We start from the raw sequence: 17,147 nt of genomic DNA, 5'->3' as shown, positions 1-17,147 counted from the left end.
CAGACGGCGGCCGGGGGCCCTACCCCCGCGCGGCTTCCGCCTGCTGCTTCCTTGCCAGCCGCGGCTCACCAAACAGATAGCCCTGGCCGAAATCGATATAGAGATCCAGCAGCTCGACCAGCTGCGGCTCCGTCTCGATCTTCTCCACGATCAGGTCGATATTGTTGCGGTCCAGCTGCTGGCGCAGGTCGCGCACGACGCGCGGGTCGGCAAAGCGGCCATCCGGGTCCAGCAGCCGGGCCGCGTCCAGCTTGACGAAGCGGATTTCGTGCCGGGCCAGCTCGTTCCAGTCCAGGTCCAGGCTGGTCACCTGATCCATGGAGAAGCGGAAGCCCAGGCGGCGCAGGCCATCCAGGAAGCCCGTGGCGAACAGCCCGCCCTGCATCAGGTCATGCTGCGACAGCTCGAACACCAGCTTGGTGGTCAGGTTGGGGTTCTGCCCCATATAGCTGAGGAATTCCCGCATGAAGGCGGCATCGTTCAGCGTCGCAGCGGAGATGTTGCAGAAGAAGCCGACATTCTGGTGCCGCTTCTCCGTCTCCCGCAGCAGCTGCATGCAGCGGAACAGCAGCAGATTGTCGATGGTGGCCATCAGGCCCGCCTCGGCCGCCACGCCCAGATATTGCTCTGGCAGCAGGTAATGCGGCTGGCCGCCGGCGTCCAGGCCGGCACGGATGCGGGAGAACAGTTCGTAATAGCGGTGCTTGCGCTGCGGCAGGCTGACGACCGGCTGCAGGAAGATATCCACCTGGTCGGTACGCAACGCCTCGCGCACCTGATCCAGCGTGGCCAGGGCGTCGTCGGCGACGGCCGGCGGGGTGCGGCTGGCGAACAGGGGTCCGGCCTCCGCCGCCGCCACCGCCGGCACAGCGCCGCGCGGCGCGGGCGGCAACCGGTCGGCCAGCCGCTCCAGCACGCGCGCCTCCGACAGCACGGCCGCCACCTCTCCGCGCTCGGCATGCACGGGCGGGGCGGGCCCGCGCAGGGCGGTCAGTTCGGCCTGCTGTTCCTCCACCAGACTTTCCAGGTCCCACAGCCGGACTTCCAACCGGGCGCGTTCCTCGCGCCGGGCCCAGAATTCATGCAGCAGCCCGCCAAAGACCAGGATCACCAGCCCGAACAGCAGCGACAGATGCCCGTCGCCCCCCGACAGGGGCAGGGTCAGCGCCACGACCAGGGCCAGGGCCACATAGACGGCGGCGAACACCAGATGGCGGAACCAATGCATGCACCAATCCCCACGTTTATACCGGGGGACATAATATATGCCTCCCGGTACGGCGGCGACCGCCGCCGCGCCGCTCGTGCGGCGTAAGCCAAGCCAACGGATGTTGGCGCCGGCGATCGAGGCCCGGTGATCGGTGACGATCACCGGGAAAAGCGATCAGACTCTGTGATCGGCCCCCACGGCATCGGCCACGCGGGCAAAGCCGTGCGCAGCCAGGCACCCGGCCAGTTCCGTCTTGATCCGCGTCACCAGGCCCGGCCCCTGATAGGCCAGCGCCGAATAAAGCTGCACCAGGCTGGCCCCGGCGCGGATCTTGGCATAGGCGTCGGTGCCTGACGCCACGCCGCCCACGCCGATCAACGGCAGCTTGCCGCCCAGCAGCTTGTAGAATTCGCCCAGCACGCGCGTGGATGCCTCCAGCAGCGGCCGCCCCGACAGGCCGCCGGCTTCGGCCGCCAATGCTGCCGGAATGGCGGCGGGCCGGGCCAGGGTGGTGTTGGACACGATCATGCCGTCGATGCCGCTGTCCAGCACGACGGCGGCGATATCGGCCTTGTCTTCATCCGTCAGGTCCGGGGCGACCTTCAGCAGCAGCGGCGGCGTCACGCCCGTGCTGGCGCGGGCTTCCAGGCACTGGCCCAGCAGGTCGGCCAGCGCGTCGCGCGATTGCAGCGTGCGCAGGCCCGGCGTGTTGGGGGAGGAGACATTGACGACCAGATAATTGGCCAGCGGAGCCACGCGGCGGATACAGGCGGTATAGTCGCTGGCCGCGTCCACCGTATCCTTGTTCTTGCCGACATTGGCGCCCACGATGCCCGGCCGGCCCCAGCGGGCCTCCAGCCGCGCCGCATAGGCGTCCAGGCCCTGGTTGTTGAAGCCGAAGCGGTTGATGACGGCCTGGGCCGTGGGCACGCGGAACAGGCGCGGCTTGGGGTTGCCGTCCTGCGGCCGCGGCGTCACCGTCCCGCATTCGACAAAGCCGAAGCCCAGGCGCAGCATGGCGTCCGGCACTTCCGCATTCTTGTCGAACCCGGCCGCCAGCCCGATGGGATTGGGGAAATCCAGACCGAAGACGGATGTGGCCAGCGCGTCCGGATCGGTGCGCCCGCCGCCCGGCATCAGGCCCGTCTTCAGGGCGGATATGGTCAGGTTGTGCGCCTTCTCGGCGTCCATCGCCATCAGCAGGGGGCGGACCAGCGGATAGAAATCGATCATGCGACACCTTCCGTAGCATGCGGGGGAAGCACATGCAGACCGTCATCCGCCAGGGGCAGCGGATCGACTCGGGTCACGGCCGCCGGCAGCAGGGGACCATAAAGATGGGGAAACAGCTGGCCGCCCCGCGACGGCTCCCACTTCAACGCCGCACCACAAGCGTCCGGATCGACGGTCAGCAGCAGCAGGCCCGCCTGACCCTTGCGGTGCCGGGCGGCACTTTCCGGCAGCTGCGCGCCTGTCGAGAAATGGATGAAGCCGTCGGCCTTGTCCTGGGAGGAGCCGTCATAGCGGCCAAGGGCCAGGGCGGCCTGCCATTCATCGGCGCGGCACATATGGAAGATGGGAGCGGCCATGATGTCCATGGAAGACGGGTGGGATCGTGTCGCGGCCAACCTAATCCGAAAGCCCGGCATTCGCCAGCACGGCCGCGCCGCCGGACCATACTTATAGCAACGGTCATAATTGATGACCGGTGATACGGCGGCGACTGCCGCCGCGCGGGCCCATGCCCGCGTAAGCCCGAGCCTGCGGACGCAGGCGCCCGGCGCTTGAGGGAACGCGCATAACCCGGCGCCTGTGGGCGGCATTGCAAGCGCCACGCGCATACACGGGTATAACCATGTACTTATGAATAGTTTTGAAAACTATACGTCTGCACAGTGGTGGAAGTCCGCACCCCCCGCCTATAGTTATTCATCCACAGGGCGGATGGGTGTTGCGACCACCTGGCCACCCAATACAGTTCCAGGAGTAACCGTCATGAAGGACGCGGCCCGCATGTTCCCTGAAGTCAATGAAGCGATGCTGAGTGATCGTATGCGTTTCGCTTTGAATGAAGTGGAGCAGATGGGCATTCGTGGCCTGACGGCTGTTCCTGTTAAGCCAACGCAAGAGATGTTGACCGCCGGCGCCCGCGCTGGACAGATCAGCATCGAGGCGGTGATGGCCGTTTACACGGCCATGTTACGGGCTGCCGACTGACTGCGGCGGCCTTTTCTGGACCGAGAGGGTCCTTTCATCTTTGATCTCTTTCCTGTTCCGTAGTTCCTGCCTTGCGCCGTCTTCGACCCTGTCGAAGACGGCGTTTCTTTATTCCCGTCGGCCACGCTCCTTCACTTTGGCAGATGGAAGGCCGCCGGCCCGGCACTTGCGGGAACACGCCATCTCCCTGGATCGGTCGCGATCATGAGATTGCGCTGTTATACCAGCGGCGCCTACATACATAGGCTTGGCTACGCCGCACGAGCGGCGCGGCGGCGGTCGCCGTCGTACCATCGGCCATGAATTATGACCGATGGCGTTATTCCCGATAGAAGCAGAAACCCGACAGCAGCAGATGCGGCAACCGGCCCGCCGCCCAGGCGGGCGGCTCCGCGCCCTCGGCATGGAACCGCGTGGCGCCCGCGGTGGGATCGCCGGATACGGCGATGCGCCGGGCCACGCGCAGGGCAGCGGCAAAGGCAGGGTTGTTGCTGTCCACCGACAGCATGGCCCCATGGTCCGGATCGGCCGGGTTCCAGACCGGGAACAGCACCCCGTCGCGGACAATCCCGGCCAGGGTGCGTCCGGGCTGCACCGCCCGGGCATTATGGGCCACGGCGGCCAGGGCCTCCATGGCCCGCACACCCTGATGACGGCCCATGGCCCAGATGGCACGGGCCAGCGCGTCGGTCCCGGTATCGGGGTCGGACCGGATGACGGGACCGTCAGGCTCGGCACGCAGGGCGGGGCGGGTCATCGCACACCCCCATCGGCCAGACGGCCATCCAGCTTGGTCTCGATACGCAGCAGATGCGCCGTCAACCGGTCCTCCAGCGCCGTGACGACCGTGATGGAGGCATAGTTCTTCGCCACTTCCAGCTTATAGGCGGCCAGCGCCTCGCGAAGCTGGATCGATGTCGTCTCCAGGCCACGGCGGATCGGGTCCAGCGCCTGATCGGCCTCCCGGCGCGTCTGCTGCACCAGCCAGAACAGGCCGGCCAGGGCCGGGACCTCGATGGCCGTGATCCACCAGATCAGGTCCAGGGGTGGGGGGGCGGCGGGCATGATGGATATCCTTTCACTATGATGGCCGCCGACCGGCGACCCGCCGCGCGTGCGGCGTGAGCCAAGCCGCCGGATGGCGGCGCCCGGCGACTGAGGGAACGCGAAATCTCCCTTGATCGGTCACGATCAAGATTGAAGGCCGGCGACCGCCGGCCCGCGCCCCCATGGGCGCGTAAGCCAAGCCGCCGGATGGCGGCGCCCGGCGACTGAGGGAACGCGAAACCTCCCTTGATCGGTCACGATCAAGGGAGATTGGTTTCAAACGATGAAATTGCTGTCGACCAGGGTGATGGCCCGGCGGGCGGCGTCGGGCGGGCGGGGTGGAGCACAGGTGCTGATGGCACCGGCCACGGCGTCCAGTCCATCATCATGGCCCTTCCCGCCCGGCCGCCAATCGCGCATTTCGGCCAGCAAGGGGCCGGCCACGACGCTTTCATGGGCGTAAAGCCGGTGGTCATGCAGGGGCGCATCGATCCGGCCCAGAATGCGGTCCACCTTGGCCTGGGTGGATCGCTGCGCCACCACCTGCGTCGCCACCCCCTCCTCGCGCAGCACGGCGCGCAGGGTTTCGGGCAGGAAGGCGCCGATGCCGTTGGTTTCCACATGGATCTGCGGCACGCTGTAATCTCTCAGCATCCGGGCCAGCTCATGGCACTGCACGCGGCCGGCCAGTTCCTCCGACCCCGGCGGCACGCTCAGATACAGCACGCGATGGATGAAGAAGCGCCCTTCCCCATCATCGCCCAGCAGCACGGCGACCGACCCGTCGCCGGCCCGCCGCCGCTTCTTGTCACGCAGCCCCACGGCCGGATCCCACCAGACGCGCAGGCCCCGCAGCAGCCAGCGCCCCAGCTTCAGTGCGGCGCCATTGCGGGACAGCTCGCCCGCATAGGGGATGATCTTGTCGGCATCCAGCCGCCCATCCACCAGCGACACGGGCAGCAGCAGCATCTGGCTGGCGAATTTATTCACGCCGCTGCGCCGGCGGATGCGCTCGATGGCGTCCGGCGGGAACCGTTCGGGCCAGGCGCTGTCGCCATCCGCGGTGAAGATCGGCTTTTCCAGCCGCTCGAACCCATCCAGGAACGGTTCCTCCTCCCCCTCGGCCCGGTTGGGCTTGCGGCTATAGATGGAATGGAAGGCGTGCGGCGTGCCGATATAAAGCTGGGTACCCCCCGGTGACAGCACATAGGCGATCTCCGCCAGCCGCTGGCGCAGTTCCTGGCGCTTGTCGGGCGTGTCGCTGGTATTGGGCACCTCCACATCATCGCAGACCACGATATCGGCATGGCTGCCGGTGACATTGGATGTGATGCCCTTGGCCAGCATGGACGGGTCGCGGATCACCTTGTCGCGGTTGATGGTGAATTCCTCTGACCCCCACAGGTCGGGCTTGGCCGGCTTCATGCCCTGACAGTCCGGATGGCGTTCAATGATGCGTTTGACCGTGCGCACCATCTTCTTGGCCAGCCTGGTTTCCGCCGCCAGCACCAGGGTGCGGCGGTTGGGGTCCAGATACAGCAGCCAGGCGCAGAACAGCCCGACCAGGGTGGATTTGCCGCTGTCGCGGAAGGCCAGCAGCAGCAATTCCCGCCTTCCCGTGCGCCAGCGATCTTCCAGCCAATCGGCCAGATCGCGGTGCAGGCCGGGCGTTTCCAGCCCCTGTTCACCGTTCCAGATCGCCAGGAAGTCGCGGAAACTCTTCTTCCCCTCTTCCATCATGTTCGTCCGATAATGTGCCAGGCCGCCCCGTTGGACAGCAGGATCAGCCCGGCATATTGCGCCGACAGGGTCTTGGGTCCGCCATCGGGGCCGCCCGTGCCATCGCCACTGGTCACACTCACGGCATTGGCCGACGGGTCGGTCTTCTTCACCGACAGCCTTGTGCCGCTGTTGGCTGCGGTCGGCGCCGGCAGGCGCAGTTCGACCGGCCCGGCAAAGGCCGACACCAGATAATGTTCGGCCCCCAGATCGGGCTGGAACAGGCCCGCCGCCTCATGGAACTGCACCGTGGCCGGCGACCGGCTGGCCGATGTCACCCACCATCCGGCACCGTTGGAAAACACCGTCACCTGTTCATATTGCTTGGCAAGGATCCAGGCACGCCCGTCCGGGCCGGTACCCGTGGCGGCATTCACCGTCACCAGCCCGGCGGAACTGTCGGACTTCTTGATGGTGACGCGCCTTCCCACGGCCTGGATGGCGGACGGGCTGGGCAGGCGCACCTCCACATCCCCGTCGTCCCCGCTGACCAGATACAGGTCCTTCATCAGGTCAGGTTCGAACAGCCCGCCCTCGTCCCGGAATTCGGCATTGCCCGGCTGTCCCGTCCGCGCCGTCACCCACCATCCAGCACCATTGGACACGACCGACACATGGTCATAGCGCGATGACAGCAGCACCGGCCGTCCATCCGGCCCCGGCCCGCCCAGCTCCGTCACGCTGACGGCATGGGCGCTGCTGTCCGTCTTCTTGATATGCAGGATGCGGCCATTGGCCGTGTCCGCCTTGGGCAGGCGGAATTCCACGGCCCCGCCAAAGGCCGACACCAGATGCGTGGTCGATGTCAGGTCGGCCTGGACCAGCCCGCCGCTGGCCGGCTCCACATAATTGGTATCGACGCTAAACCCCTCCACCCGCAGGTCGGTGATATGGGTTTCCTTCAGCAGGTTGCGCAGCGGATATCCCGCATTGATGGTCGTGTAGGCGCGCGTGGCCGACGTGTCCCAGATGGGCTGCCCGCCCGTGGCGCTGAACAGGTTGACGATGCTGGTATTCTGGCTGCCATTGTCGATGCGGATACCGGGCAGCGCGCCCAGGCTTTCGGCATAGAAATTGACGATCAGGTTCTGATCGGTGGCGGCACCCAGGCGCAGGCACGCCTGCCCGCCCGGATGCAGGTTCGCCTCGCAATCGGTGAAGCTGTTATTGAACCGCCCCGCCGAAATGAAAAAACCGCAGCCGCTGATGGGTGCCGACAGGGAATAGACGCGGACATCCTGGAACTTGTTGGCATTGGGCGTATCGCCCTCGCCTTCCACGGTCAGCAGCACGCCATGCGCCTGCGGCCGCGCCACCAGCACGCGGGCCACATGGTTCCAGTAACAGGGCCGGTCGGTGTCGGTATAGCCGTCCAGGACGACGCCGTTGATGGCATCCCAGATGGACAGATTCTCCACGACATTCTTCACGGCCGGCCCGTCGCGGCCATAGATCTTCACGCCCGTGGCCCCACCGACAATGCGCAGGTCGCGCAGGCTGGCATAGCCATCCACCAGCTCCACAGCATTGAAGCCGCTGGGATAGGTGGGCAGGTTCACCGGATCGAAGGCGGCCGCGCGCGCCTGGATGACGCTGCCCTCCCCCTCCCCATAAAGGGTCTGGCCATAGCCCAGAATGATGGGGGCGGAGGTGCGATAGGTGCCGGCCGGCACAAACACCGACCGGTGCGCGGCCAGTGCGGCCAGGATGGCGTTGGTATCATCGCTGATCCCGTCACCCGACGCGCCGAAATCCCGGACGGAGACCAGATCGCGCAGCTTGTCCGGCACGGCCCGGCTGACGGCCCCCGCCCCCAATGCGGCCACCATCCCCGTGGCCGGCACGGCACTGGGGGCGAGCGCCACGGGATTGCCATTGGCATCGAAACCCAGGGCCTTGCCGGCGCGCAAGGTGCGGTCGGGCAGCAGGGTGGACGCAGGCAGGTCCGTCCCCGGCGCCTTCAGCATGCGCGCCTGATCGGCGGCCAGCTGCTGGACCATGGCGGTCAGGCGGTTCAGCTGTTCATTCAGGCTTTTCGCCGCCAGCGGCCCGCTTTCCAGGAAATCGGCCTGCCGGTCCAGCGCCACCCGGCGCTCGATGGTGACGATGGTGCCGGCCGCCGGGGCCGCATCAAACTGCACCGCCCCACCGGCCGGATCGCCCAGCCCTTCCAGCATGAAGCCGGAAGCATGCGGAGCGGCATCCAGGTAAAGCAGCAGGTCGCCGGCGCTATAGACGGCAAAGGCAAAGGAAAAACGGCTTGCGACCCCATCGGCAACATAGTGCGCAACAGGGCTCGCCGCCGGAACAGGGGCGGTTGGCATGGGGGTACCTCGGATTTATGGGGGGATGGGGATGCGGGAAGGACGCAGATTTACTCCCGTCATCCCGGCGAAAGCCGGGACCCAGGAGTCAGGGGCCCGACCTGACAGCCGCGGCGATCACCGCTGAGAAGACGGTTGATCTTGTGGCCCCTGGGTCCCGGCTTTCGCCGGGATGACGGAAAAAAAGGCGGGAGGCGGAGCCCCCCTACACCCCCCGCGCCAGCCGCTCCAGCCGCTGCTTCTCCTGAGCCCGCGTCAGTTCCAGCAGGTTGCGCCGGTTCAGCGCCTCTTCCTCATCGCTCAGCGCGGCGCGTTTCAGCGCGTCCAGGCGGGCGGCACCCTGGCGCTCCTCCTCGGCCGCGTTCAGCCGGCCCAGGACCAGCGCCTCGCCCGACCCGTCGCCGCTGCTGATGCCCTGGGCACCCAGTTGCGCGCGGATGCTGCCCGTTTCCTGCCGCACCGACCGTTTGCGCTTGGCCTCGGCGATGTCGCTTTCGGCCTGGATGCGCTCGGCCTCACGGGCATTCTCTCGTTGCAGTTCCGTGCGGTCGGCCTCCTGCCGGGCGGTCAGGTCGGCCGTCTCCGCCGCCTGCTCGGCCTCCAGCTGTTCGCGTTCCCGGCGCCTGGCCTTGGACCCGCCGCCCAGCAGGCTCTTGGTGCCCTTGACGGCACGTTCCACCTTGTTGACGGCGCCCAGCGTGGCCAGGACGGGTGTGGTGATGCCTCCCATTATTCATTCACCTTCAGCTCATGGGTGACGGACAGCAGGGTGAAGGGCAGCGGCCGGTCCTCCGCGATGCGCCAGGGCGGTTCAGCCCGGCTGGATGACCAGCCCAGGGTCGTCAGCCGCCGGTCGCCGGTAAAGGCGGGGGCCGGTGCGTTCATCAGCGCGGGGCCGGTGGCGCGCCGCAACGGCACCTCCACCGGCCCCCGCCCCAGGTCGGCGCGCAGCGCGGGCGTGTCCTTCAGCCGGAAGGTCACCGCCAGCAGGCGCGCGCGCCGTCCCTGTCCCTCCGCCGCCAGCAGATTGGGCGGCATGGGTTCGATCTCATGGGTAAAGGCCAGCCCCGCCTGCACCTTGGCCGCGGCCATGCGCAACCGGATGCGCCCGGCAGCCGGCGGGGCGGCCTGGACCACGGCCCCGTCAGCCAGCACAGCAATCTCGCGCCCGTCCAGATGCTCCAGCCCCGCCCAGCGGCGCGTCGGCGTCGCCACCTGCCCCGCCAGCCCGGCATCGACGTAAAGGTCATCGTCCCAGACCTCCACCCCCACCCGCCCGTCGCGGTCGACCAGCCAGTACAGCCGGTCACCCACCAGGGCCGTGGACAGGATGCGCCCCGCCGTCTCCACCCGCGTCCAGGCGCGGATCTGTTCATTGCGGTAAAGCGTCAGCACGGCCAGCGTCCCGTCCGCCTGCACCGCCAGCAGCAGCCGGCGCCGCCGGTCATATTCCAGATCGACGGTGCCGGGCAGGATGGGCCGCGTGGTCAGCGTGATGTCGGCGGCCGAATAGGATTGTTCCAGATCGGTCCACAGGAAATCGCGGATCGACCCGTCGCCGGCCGCGAACAGGGTGCCGCCATCGACCTCCTGCGGCGGGATGTTGCGGTCGGTCACACTGCCGATGCGGGTCTGCCGGTCCAGGCGGATGGCGGCGGGCGTCAAGGGCTGGCCCGTCACGGCCCATTCCCCGCCGCTGGTGAAAACCTGCAGATGCCGGCCGGAATAGACGGCGCGGATGGGGTTCACCTCATCCGACAGGATGGCGAACTCAATCGCGCTGTCATCCTCGCCCTCGCCCAGGTCGAAATTGAACAGGTCGCCCGATTTCGACAGCCAGAGCCGGTTGGGCAGGTCGCGCGATCCGCCGATGACCAGCCGGTCCTGATGGAACGCGACGGAAAGGGGCCAGCCGCGCTGGGCGCTGAACGAAGCCTCGTCCCAGTCCGCCGTGGGATTGGTGTGGGGCAGCGTGTCGGCCAGGTCCATCTCCGCCTCGGTGGTGGAGCGGACGATGGCGATGCGCCCCGGCTTGCGATGCAGGCGGAACGGCGCCCCCTCATGATCGGGCCCGAAAATGGGGGCCGACGCCCGCAGCCTCACCCGCCCCGTCACACCCGACGGGGTGATGGTGATGCCGGCCTCGGCAAAGCGATAGAAGGGGATGCGCGGCCGCCCCGCCTCTTCGGCGAAGGCCCAGGGTTCCAGGGTCCATTGCCCCGCCCCCCGCCGGCTGATGCGCCGCGGCTCCACCTCGGGATGGCAGACCAGCAGCACATCCCCGCTCTGCGCCCAGTTCAGATTGGCCAGCTGCTCGCCCGTCCAGGGCGTGGGCAGCACCGCCTGCACCGCATCATCGCCGAACACGGTCAACATCCGGTCGGTCAGGACCAGCAGATGCGTCTGTTCGGTGCTGAAGGCGAACGCGATCATCCGCCCCGGCCCCGGCACATTGGCGATATGCCCCGTGCCCGGCCGGCGGCGCACCCCGCCCGTGGGTTCGATCAGCACATTGGTCAGGGCCAGCGCCCCATTCTCGAACGCGGCCAGGTCGCCGCGGCCCAGCAGGTCCGGGCTGACGCAGCCACCCGTGAAGCTGGTTTTCACCGATTTCAGCCGGCTCATGACAATCGCGCCTCGATCAGGGAGAAATCTTCAAATCCGTCCTGGCTGTCCTGGCTGGCATCGGTCAGCCGGGCCCGGCGGAACTCCGCCTCCGCCGCCTTTTGGAGGATTTCGGCGCGGGCCGTGTTCTCCGTCAGCGGCACACAGAATTCCGCCGCCAGCCGGGCGATCAGGGCCGCATCGAAAAAGGCGGGGAAACCGGCTTCCGCCACGCGGGCGACATAGGTCAGGGTGACGGCCTCGGCATCGGCCAGCACGGCCGCCCCCTGAATACGGTAGGACAGCCCCCGCCCCCGGCCGCCGCTGCCCAGCGACAGCGCCCGCAGGAAATCATCCGGCAGGGCGAAGCCATGGGCGAAATCGGCGGCCGGCACCTCCACCCGCCGCACCAGCCCCGCCTGCCGGGTGGCAAAGCTCCAGCCATATGCTGCCAGCAGGGCATCGCGGGTGGGGGCATAGAGGGAAGCGGCCAGTTCCGCTTCGGCCGTGCCGTCCTGGAACGACGTGATCGGGCCGGCCCCGACCTTCAAAAGCGCACGGGCGCACAGCCCGACAGCGGAATAGGCCATGGGGTTATCCTTTGATGGGAAAGGGAAAGAGCCGCTTCAGCGCAGGCCCGGCAAACCTCAATCGGTATCGCTGGCCCCGATGACGGTCAGGTCGGCCGTATCGACCACCCCGCCGGCATTGGCATTGACCAGCAGGATGCCGGTGACGGGCGTGCCGCCGACGCCGGTATTGGCCAGGATCATGTCGCCGACACGCACCATATGGCTGGCCGCGTTGAAATAGCCCGTGACGCGCACGGCGGTGTGAGCATCGGCGCTGGCGTAATGCCAGAGCGTGAAACCATTGGCATAGGCAAGGACCGACAGGTCCCGCGACTGATAGGACATGGGCTTGGTTCCTTCGAAAAAAGGGAAGCAGACGCAGCGTCTGGTGTCCTGCACCGACGGCATCGGTGTTGACCGATGCCGTCCCAGGCCGGCGACCGCCGGCCCGCGCCACATGGCGCGTAAGCCAAGGGCGCGGATGCGCCCGCCCGGCGCCTGAGGGAACAAAAACAACTCCGGCGACCGCCGGCCCGCCGCACATGCGGCGTAAGCCAAGGGCGCGGATGCGCCCGCCCGGCGCCTGAGGGAACGCAAAGACTTCGCTTATTCCTTGCAGCGCAGGGTCACGACGCCCGTGGCGTCGATCAGGCAGGCGCCCTGGGACATCATGTTGTTGACGAAATGCGCCGCCCGGTCGCCGTGCCAGGTGATGTCGGAGGACACGTCCGACCCGCTGGCATGGCCCACGGCGGTCTTGTGGTACCAGTGGCAGAGGCGGACGGCACCGGCCCCCAGCGTCAGGCCCGAATGCGGCATCCACAGCGTGCCCAGCCAGCGCTTGGCCTGCGTTCCGCGCCAGGGCAGCTCGTCCACGCCCACATAGTCGGCATTGGCGAATTCCGGAATGCCCAGCAGCTGGCTCCACTGTTTCCAGCCGACGATGGCGTGACGCTGGCCATCATCGGGCACATCGGCCGCGCCCAGCATCTCGAACGCCGTCAGCACCTTGTCCTTGGTCAGCCCGTCCGTGTCGGCCCCGGCAACATTGCCGCCGGCATTCAGGCTGGCGATGATCAGCTCGTCCGTCTTGCGGCCCAGCGCATAGGCGCCGGCATTGGCGATGACGGTGCGTTCATCCATGTTGGTCTTCAGTTCGTCCAGCTTGTCGACCCAGTCGCCGGCATAATAATCGGCCAGCGCGCATTCCACGGTGCCATGGTCCAGGTTCATCACCGGCACATTGCCATGGCGCGACTTGGTGCTGGCCACACCTTTGCCCACCTTCTGGAAGACGGTGGTGGCGCCCTGCACATTGTTCTTGGACCGGACCGTGGCCCGCAGCTTGGAACCCAGGCGCTGATAGGCCTCATGCACTTCGCGTTCGTACTGCTTGACGAACGACTTCTCGATGTCGATGGACATCCTGCGACCTCATTCCTATTGTCGGGGCAGCCGTCGCGGTTGCCGGACGAGTCCGGCCGCATGTCGGGCAGCGATTGGGTGGGGGGGCCATAAGCCGCCTCATTGGCTGCCGACCATTGATATCAATGGTTGCCGGCGCCAGTGAAACTGTCAGGCCAACGGGGACGATACGACCAGGCACGGCCACCGGCGGTTCGCCTTGGGTACAGCTCGGGCCTTGGTGAGTTCAGATATAGGATTATTATCCCTATACGTCAACAGAAAAATGCTTCCCCCCTGAAACATCGCCCCTGTTAGGGTATAGAACCACAGCAACCACAGGAAGAAGCGCACCCCATGAACATCTACCATCCCCCGCTTTTCATCCCGCACTATGCCGCGATGGAGATTGGCCCCTGGCGCATCCAGAAGGCGGGGATGGTGCTGTGCAAAGGCTATTGGAGCCCGGCCATGCTGGTCACGGACATGGCCGCCCTGCTGCGCCTGCGCCCGGACGGCGTGACCGAAACCTGGATGTCGATGACCCCGATGGAGATTGAAAGCCAGGAGCTGGGCTGTCTCCACGCGGCGGGTCATGTGGTGATCATGGGCATGGGCATGGGCTGGTGTGCGGCCGCCACGGCGCTGAACCCGGCCGTCACCGCCGTGACCGTGGTGGAATTGTCAACCGATGTGCTGGAAATGATCGCGGCATTGAAGGTGCTGGAGCAGTTGCCGGACGATGCGCGGGCCAAGATCCGCATCGTCAATGCCAGCGCCTATGACTATGTGCCGGACCTGCCCGTCGATCTGCTGATGCCCGATATCTGGCAGCCGCTGATGAATGACGGCCGGGTGGAGGAGGTGCGGCGCATGGCAGAAAACTGCCGCCCCCAGCAGATTTATTTCTGGGGGCAGGAGATGGAAATCGCCCGGCATGCACGGCTGTGGGGCCTGCCCCTGACCTGGGATGGCGTGCGCGAAACCGTGGCGCGTCTGCACCTGCCCCTGCTGCTGCCCCCCGTGGCGGATTATCCCGACCGTATCCGCCGCGCGGCCGACAACTGGATGGGTAACCGCTGGTTCCCGGCCGCTGCCTGACCGGGAGACCGTCCGCCCTCACCCGCGTCAACCTTTGGACGGGCCCCCCCTCACCCCGGAAACCGCAGTTCCACCTTCAAGCCCGGTGCCGTCGCATCGTCGCGCGCATCCGTCAGGGTCAGGATGGCATCATGCAGCCGGGCCACGGCAGCCACCAGCGACAGGCCCAGCCCATGGCCCGGCGTGCCGCGATGGGCTTCCAGCCGCACGAACCGTTCCAGCACCTTGTCGCGTTGATCGGCGGGAATGCCCGGTCCCTGATCGGCCACCGACAGCAGGGGGCGGCCGGCATCCAGCCCGGCGGACACGGCCACATGCCCCTGTTCGGGGCTGTATTTCACGGCATTCTCGATCAGGTTGCTGATCAACTGGGCCAGCAATTGCCGGCTGCCCTGCACCATCACGGCGGCCGGGGCCGACACATCCATGGTCAGGCCGCGTTCCTCGGCCAGGGGTGTGTAAAGCTCCGCCACCTCCGCCGCCAGCACGGCCAGATCGACCGGTTCGAAATCGGTGCGCGCCCGTCCCGTCTCCGCCGCCGCGATGGTCAGGATGGCGTTGAACACGCCCAACAGCCGGTCGATCTCCGCAATCGCCTGCTCCAGGGTCGTGTATTGCCCATCCGACAGGGTCTCATCCCGCTGCGCCAGTTCCAGGCGCGCCCGCAGGCGCGACAGCGGCGTGCGCAGGTCATGGGCGACATTGTCCGTCACCTGCCGCATGCCCAGCATCAGCCGGCCGATCTCATCCAGCATGCGGTTCAGCTTCATGACCAGCCGGTCGATCTCGTCTCCCGATCCCGTCACATCCATGCGGTCGGCAAAGGAACCGGCGGTGATGCGGTCGATGGTGCGGTTGATGCTCTCGATCCGCTCGGCCACGCGCCGGCTCATGAACACGGCCCCCACCGTGCCGACGGCCAGCGCCAGCGACACGGCCCAGATCAGGCCGGTCAGCAATTGCCCACGCAGCAGGTAACGGTCGGTCATGTCATGCCCGACCAGCAGCCAGCCGACATCAGGCACGGGAATGATGACGGCCACGGCCTGGCGTTTGCGGCCGGGATCGCTGCGGGTCTTGATGTCGAATTCCACCCAGCCGGGGGCGGCATCGCCGGCCGGCCAATTGGCCAGATTGCCGGCGATGATGTCGTGGCTGGGCGTGGTCAGGGCATAGATCATGTCCGTGCGCCCGTCGGATGCGCGTTCCGACACCATGCGCAGCAGGCCGATGCGTCCCCGCTCGGTCAGCGCCTGGTTCAGTTCCTCCACCTCGCGCAGCACGGTTTCTTCCGTGTGGCGGTTGATGAAACCGGCCGTGAACCAGTAGACGACGGCCAGCACCACCACCACCGACAGGGTGAACAGCCCCAGATGGAAGGCCGCCAGCCGGAAGGACGTGGTGCGCAGGAATGACGTGCTGCGCAGGAAGCTGAACCTACTCACGGATCACATATCCCGCCCCGCGCACCGTATGGATCAGGGGGACCGGATGGTCCTTGTCGATCTTCTGGCGCAGCCGGGCGATATGCACGTCGATGACATTGGTCTGCGGATCGAAATGATAATCCCAGACATTTTCCAGCAGCATGGTGCGCGTCACCACATTGCCGGCATTGCGGATCAGATATTCCAGCAGCTGGAATTCGCGCGGCAGCAGGTCGACAGCCTTGCCCGCCCGCTTCACGCTGCGCGCCAGCAGATCCATCTCCAGATCGGCGATCTGCAATTTGGTGACGGGGGCGGCGGCCCCGCCGCGGGACCGGCGCTGCATCACCTCCAGCCGGGCCAGCAGCTCGGCAAAGGCAAAGGGCTTGGTCAGGTAATCATCGGCCCCGGCACGCAACCCCTTCACCCGGTCATCGACGCTGCCCAGCGCCGACAGGACCAGGGCCGGCGTGTCATTGCCCGTGGTGCGCAGCACCTCCAGCAGCGACAGCCCGTCACGGCCGGGCAGCATACGGTCCACGATCAGCGCGTCATAGGGCTCGCTGGCCGCCAGGAACAGCCCGTCGCGGCCATTATCGGCATGGTCCACCACATGCCCGGCCTCTTTCAGGCCTTTGACCAGATAATCGGCGGTGGCGCGGTCGTCTTCGATGACAAGGATCTTCATGATGCGCGCATCCTAAACCGGGACGGGTGGGGAAGACAAACGCCGTCGCCTGTTGATGTTCTTCCCTCATGGCTCTGGCTTCCTATCCCCCTGCCCCCCGCTTTCCCCTGCCTCCCCCGCGAAAGCGGGGGTCCAGGGGCCAAGGGCACCCAAGCGTCGTTCCTGTGGCCCCTGGATCCCCGCTCATCAAGGGGAAGGCACCTTTGTGCGATCTTTCGCCTCGGCACTTTCCGCGGGAACCCGAAACTGGACACATCCAACATCCCCGAAAAGGCAGAGCAGCGGTCCCCGACCGCTGCAGGCCGGCGACCGCCGGCCCGCCGCACATGCGGCGTAAGCCAAGGGCGCGGATGCGCCCGCCCGGCGCATGAGGGAACATCAAAAAAGATATGGCCGGGCGGTGGGGGCCGCCCGGCCACAGGGGACGAGAGAGACTACGATGTACTGCTGCCAAGAGGGGTGCGGCGGGGACCGGAGAGTGGGGAAGCGGTCCCCGCCAACCTCTCATATGGACCGAGGGGCGGGGGGTGTGGGGCTCGGGTGCCCGTCGATCCATGACTGCACCTTATCTTCGGCCCGCTGACAGCCACCTTTCGGGAAGATGAACAAAGTTTCATCTGTCTACCCCTTGAATCCCGGGCCGATGAACCGACAATCGGCCCCCTGTTGTTGATGACAGCAAATTCATGCGCCTGTCAGGACCCTGTGGGCAGACCCATGTCAGGCTGCAACCATCGAAATCGGGACCGGCCAGAACCGGTGCCCCAGGCAGTA

16 protein-coding genes are annotated in these 17,147 nt (G+C 66.9%); 2 read left to right on the top strand and 14 right to left on the bottom strand.

Annotated elements, in window-relative coordinates:
* Positions 1-19 precede the first annotated feature (19 nt).
* From ACODTW_RS08895 to ACODTW_RS08885, 3 genes are all read right to left on the bottom strand, one after another.
* The gene (locus tag ACODTW_RS08895; protein WP_488945616.1) at positions 20-1,228 is read right to left on the bottom strand and encodes an EAL domain-containing protein; all 1,209 of its coding nucleotides are present in this window, start codon (positions 1,226-1,228) and stop codon (positions 20-22) included.
* Between the two features lie 156 nt (positions 1,229-1,384).
* Complete coding sequence (locus ACODTW_RS08890) at positions 1,385-2,443, bottom strand: quinone-dependent dihydroorotate dehydrogenase (RefSeq protein ID WP_488945615.1); 1,059 nt, start codon at positions 2,441-2,443, stop codon at positions 1,385-1,387.
* The gene (locus ACODTW_RS08885) at positions 2,440-2,799 is read right to left on the bottom strand and encodes a DUF952 domain-containing protein (protein WP_488945614.1); all 360 of its coding nucleotides are present in this window, start codon (positions 2,797-2,799) and stop codon (positions 2,440-2,442) included. Before ACODTW_RS08885 ends, ACODTW_RS08890 begins: the two co-directional genes overlap by 4 nt.
* Before the next feature lie 406 nt (positions 2,800-3,205).
* On the opposite strand from ACODTW_RS08885, the gene ACODTW_RS08880 reads away from it, so the two are divergent.
* Complete coding sequence (locus tag ACODTW_RS08880) at positions 3,206-3,427, top strand: hypothetical protein (protein ID WP_488945613.1); 222 nt, start codon at positions 3,206-3,208, stop codon at positions 3,425-3,427.
* A 319-nt stretch (positions 3,428-3,746) separates the two neighbouring features.
* Here the strand turns inward: ACODTW_RS08880 and ACODTW_RS08875 are convergent, their stop codons facing one another.
* The 9 genes from ACODTW_RS08875 to ACODTW_RS08835 form a co-directional block, all read right to left on the bottom strand.
* A complete protein-coding gene (locus tag ACODTW_RS08875) occupies positions 3,747-4,184 on the bottom strand; it encodes a cell wall hydrolase (protein ID WP_488945612.1) in 438 nt (145 codons plus the stop codon).
* Positions 4,181-4,492, bottom strand: coding sequence for a hypothetical protein (locus tag ACODTW_RS08870; protein ID WP_488945611.1), 312 nt, complete (start codon positions 4,490-4,492; stop codon positions 4,181-4,183). The genes ACODTW_RS08875 and ACODTW_RS08870 overlap by 4 nt, the downstream gene beginning before the upstream one ends.
* Before the next feature lie 258 nt (positions 4,493-4,750).
* Positions 4,751-6,211: a phage terminase large subunit gene (terL, locus tag ACODTW_RS08865; protein ID WP_488945610.1), complete on the bottom strand. Its 1,461-nt coding sequence runs from the start codon at positions 6,209-6,211 to the stop codon at positions 4,751-4,753.
* Entirely contained in the window at positions 6,211-8,577 is a 2,367-nt protein-coding gene (locus tag ACODTW_RS08860; RefSeq protein WP_488945609.1) for a glycosyl hydrolase family 28-related protein, read from the bottom strand. The genes terL and ACODTW_RS08860 overlap by 1 nt, the downstream gene beginning before the upstream one ends.
* A 205-nt stretch (positions 8,578-8,782) precedes the next feature.
* Positions 8,783-9,307 (bottom strand): hypothetical protein, encoded by a 525-nt coding sequence (locus ACODTW_RS08855; RefSeq protein WP_488945608.1) that lies wholly within the window; start codon positions 9,305-9,307, stop codon positions 8,783-8,785.
* Positions 9,307-11,202, bottom strand: coding sequence for a phage tail protein (locus tag ACODTW_RS08850; RefSeq protein WP_488945607.1), 1,896 nt, complete (start codon positions 11,200-11,202; stop codon positions 9,307-9,309). Before ACODTW_RS08850 ends, ACODTW_RS08855 begins: the two co-directional genes overlap by 1 nt.
* Complete coding sequence (locus ACODTW_RS08845; protein WP_488945606.1) at positions 11,199-11,771, bottom strand: phage connector family protein; 573 nt, start codon at positions 11,769-11,771, stop codon at positions 11,199-11,201. Before ACODTW_RS08845 ends, ACODTW_RS08850 begins: the two co-directional genes overlap by 4 nt.
* A gap of 57 nt (positions 11,772-11,828) precedes the next feature.
* Complete coding sequence (locus ACODTW_RS08840; RefSeq protein WP_488945605.1) at positions 11,829-12,098, bottom strand: hypothetical protein; 270 nt, start codon at positions 12,096-12,098, stop codon at positions 11,829-11,831.
* 261 nt (positions 12,099-12,359) lie between these two features.
* Positions 12,360-13,178, bottom strand: coding sequence for a phage capsid protein (locus tag ACODTW_RS08835; protein ID WP_488945604.1), 819 nt, complete (start codon positions 13,176-13,178; stop codon positions 12,360-12,362).
* Between the two features lie 336 nt (positions 13,179-13,514).
* Between ACODTW_RS08835 and ACODTW_RS08830 the strand changes: the two genes are divergently transcribed.
* Positions 13,515-14,258 carry a hypothetical protein gene (locus ACODTW_RS08830; protein ID WP_488945603.1) on the top strand — a complete coding sequence of 248 codons (744 nt, stop codon included), beginning with the start codon at positions 13,515-13,517 and terminating at the stop codon, positions 14,256-14,258.
* Positions 14,259-14,308: 50 nt separating this feature from the next.
* Here ACODTW_RS08830 and ACODTW_RS08825 read toward each other — a convergent pair whose 3' ends face one another.
* Complete coding sequence (locus ACODTW_RS08825; protein ID WP_488945602.1) at positions 14,309-15,703, bottom strand: sensor histidine kinase; 1,395 nt, start codon at positions 15,701-15,703, stop codon at positions 14,309-14,311.
* A complete protein-coding gene (locus tag ACODTW_RS08820) occupies positions 15,696-16,373 on the bottom strand; it encodes a winged helix-turn-helix domain-containing protein (RefSeq protein ID WP_488945601.1) in 678 nt (225 codons plus the stop codon). Before ACODTW_RS08820 ends, ACODTW_RS08825 begins: the two co-directional genes overlap by 8 nt.
* Positions 16,374-17,147 lie beyond the last annotated feature (774 nt).

The sequence above is a fragment of the Niveispirillum sp. FG148 genome, assembly GCF_057809655.1.
Note: the sequence above shows the minus strand (reverse complement) of the source record. Positions and strands in the feature narration are given on the sequence as shown.

What these genes read in the sequence shown, in the direction of transcription:
- ACODTW_RS08840 (WP_488945605.1), bottom strand. Translation starts at nt 12,098, where the DNA reads ATGTCCTATCAGTCGCGGGACCTGTCGGTCCTTGCCTATGCCAATGGT.
- ACODTW_RS08855 (WP_488945608.1), bottom strand. Translation starts at nt 9,307, where the DNA reads ATGGGAGGCATCACCACACCCGTCCTGGCCACGCTGGGCGCCGTCAAC.
- ACODTW_RS08870 (WP_488945611.1), bottom strand. Translation starts at nt 4,492, where the DNA reads ATGCCCGCCGCCCCCCCACCCCTGGACCTGATCTGGTGGATCACGGCC.
- ACODTW_RS08835 (WP_488945604.1), bottom strand. Translation starts at nt 13,178, where the DNA reads ATGTCCATCGACATCGAGAAGTCGTTCGTCAAGCAGTACGAACGCGAA.
- terL (WP_488945610.1), bottom strand. Translation starts at nt 6,211, where the DNA reads ATGGAAGAGGGGAAGAAGAGTTTCCGCGACTTCCTGGCGATCTGGAAC.
- ACODTW_RS08820 (WP_488945601.1), bottom strand. Translation starts at nt 16,373, where the DNA reads ATGAAGATCCTTGTCATCGAAGACGACCGCGCCACCGCCGATTATCTG.
- ACODTW_RS08890 (WP_488945615.1), bottom strand. Translation starts at nt 2,443, where the DNA reads ATGATCGATTTCTATCCGCTGGTCCGCCCCCTGCTGATGGCGATGGAC.
- ACODTW_RS08860 (WP_488945609.1), bottom strand. Translation starts at nt 8,577, where the DNA reads ATGCCAACCGCCCCTGTTCCGGCGGCGAGCCCTGTTGCGCACTATGTT.
- ACODTW_RS08845 (WP_488945606.1), bottom strand. Translation starts at nt 11,771, where the DNA reads ATGGCCTATTCCGCTGTCGGGCTGTGCGCCCGTGCGCTTTTGAAGGTC.
- ACODTW_RS08880 (WP_488945613.1), top strand. Translation starts at nt 3,206, where the DNA reads ATGAAGGACGCGGCCCGCATGTTCCCTGAAGTCAATGAAGCGATGCTG.
- ACODTW_RS08830 (WP_488945603.1), top strand. Translation starts at nt 13,515, where the DNA reads ATGAACATCTACCATCCCCCGCTTTTCATCCCGCACTATGCCGCGATG.
- ACODTW_RS08895 (WP_488945616.1), bottom strand. Translation starts at nt 1,228, where the DNA reads ATGCATTGGTTCCGCCATCTGGTGTTCGCCGCCGTCTATGTGGCCCTG.
- ACODTW_RS08875 (WP_488945612.1), bottom strand. Translation starts at nt 4,184, where the DNA reads ATGACCCGCCCCGCCCTGCGTGCCGAGCCTGACGGTCCCGTCATCCGG.
- ACODTW_RS08850 (WP_488945607.1), bottom strand. Translation starts at nt 11,202, where the DNA reads ATGAGCCGGCTGAAATCGGTGAAAACCAGCTTCACGGGTGGCTGCGTC.
- ACODTW_RS08885 (WP_488945614.1), bottom strand. Translation starts at nt 2,799, where the DNA reads ATGGCCGCTCCCATCTTCCATATGTGCCGCGCCGATGAATGGCAGGCC.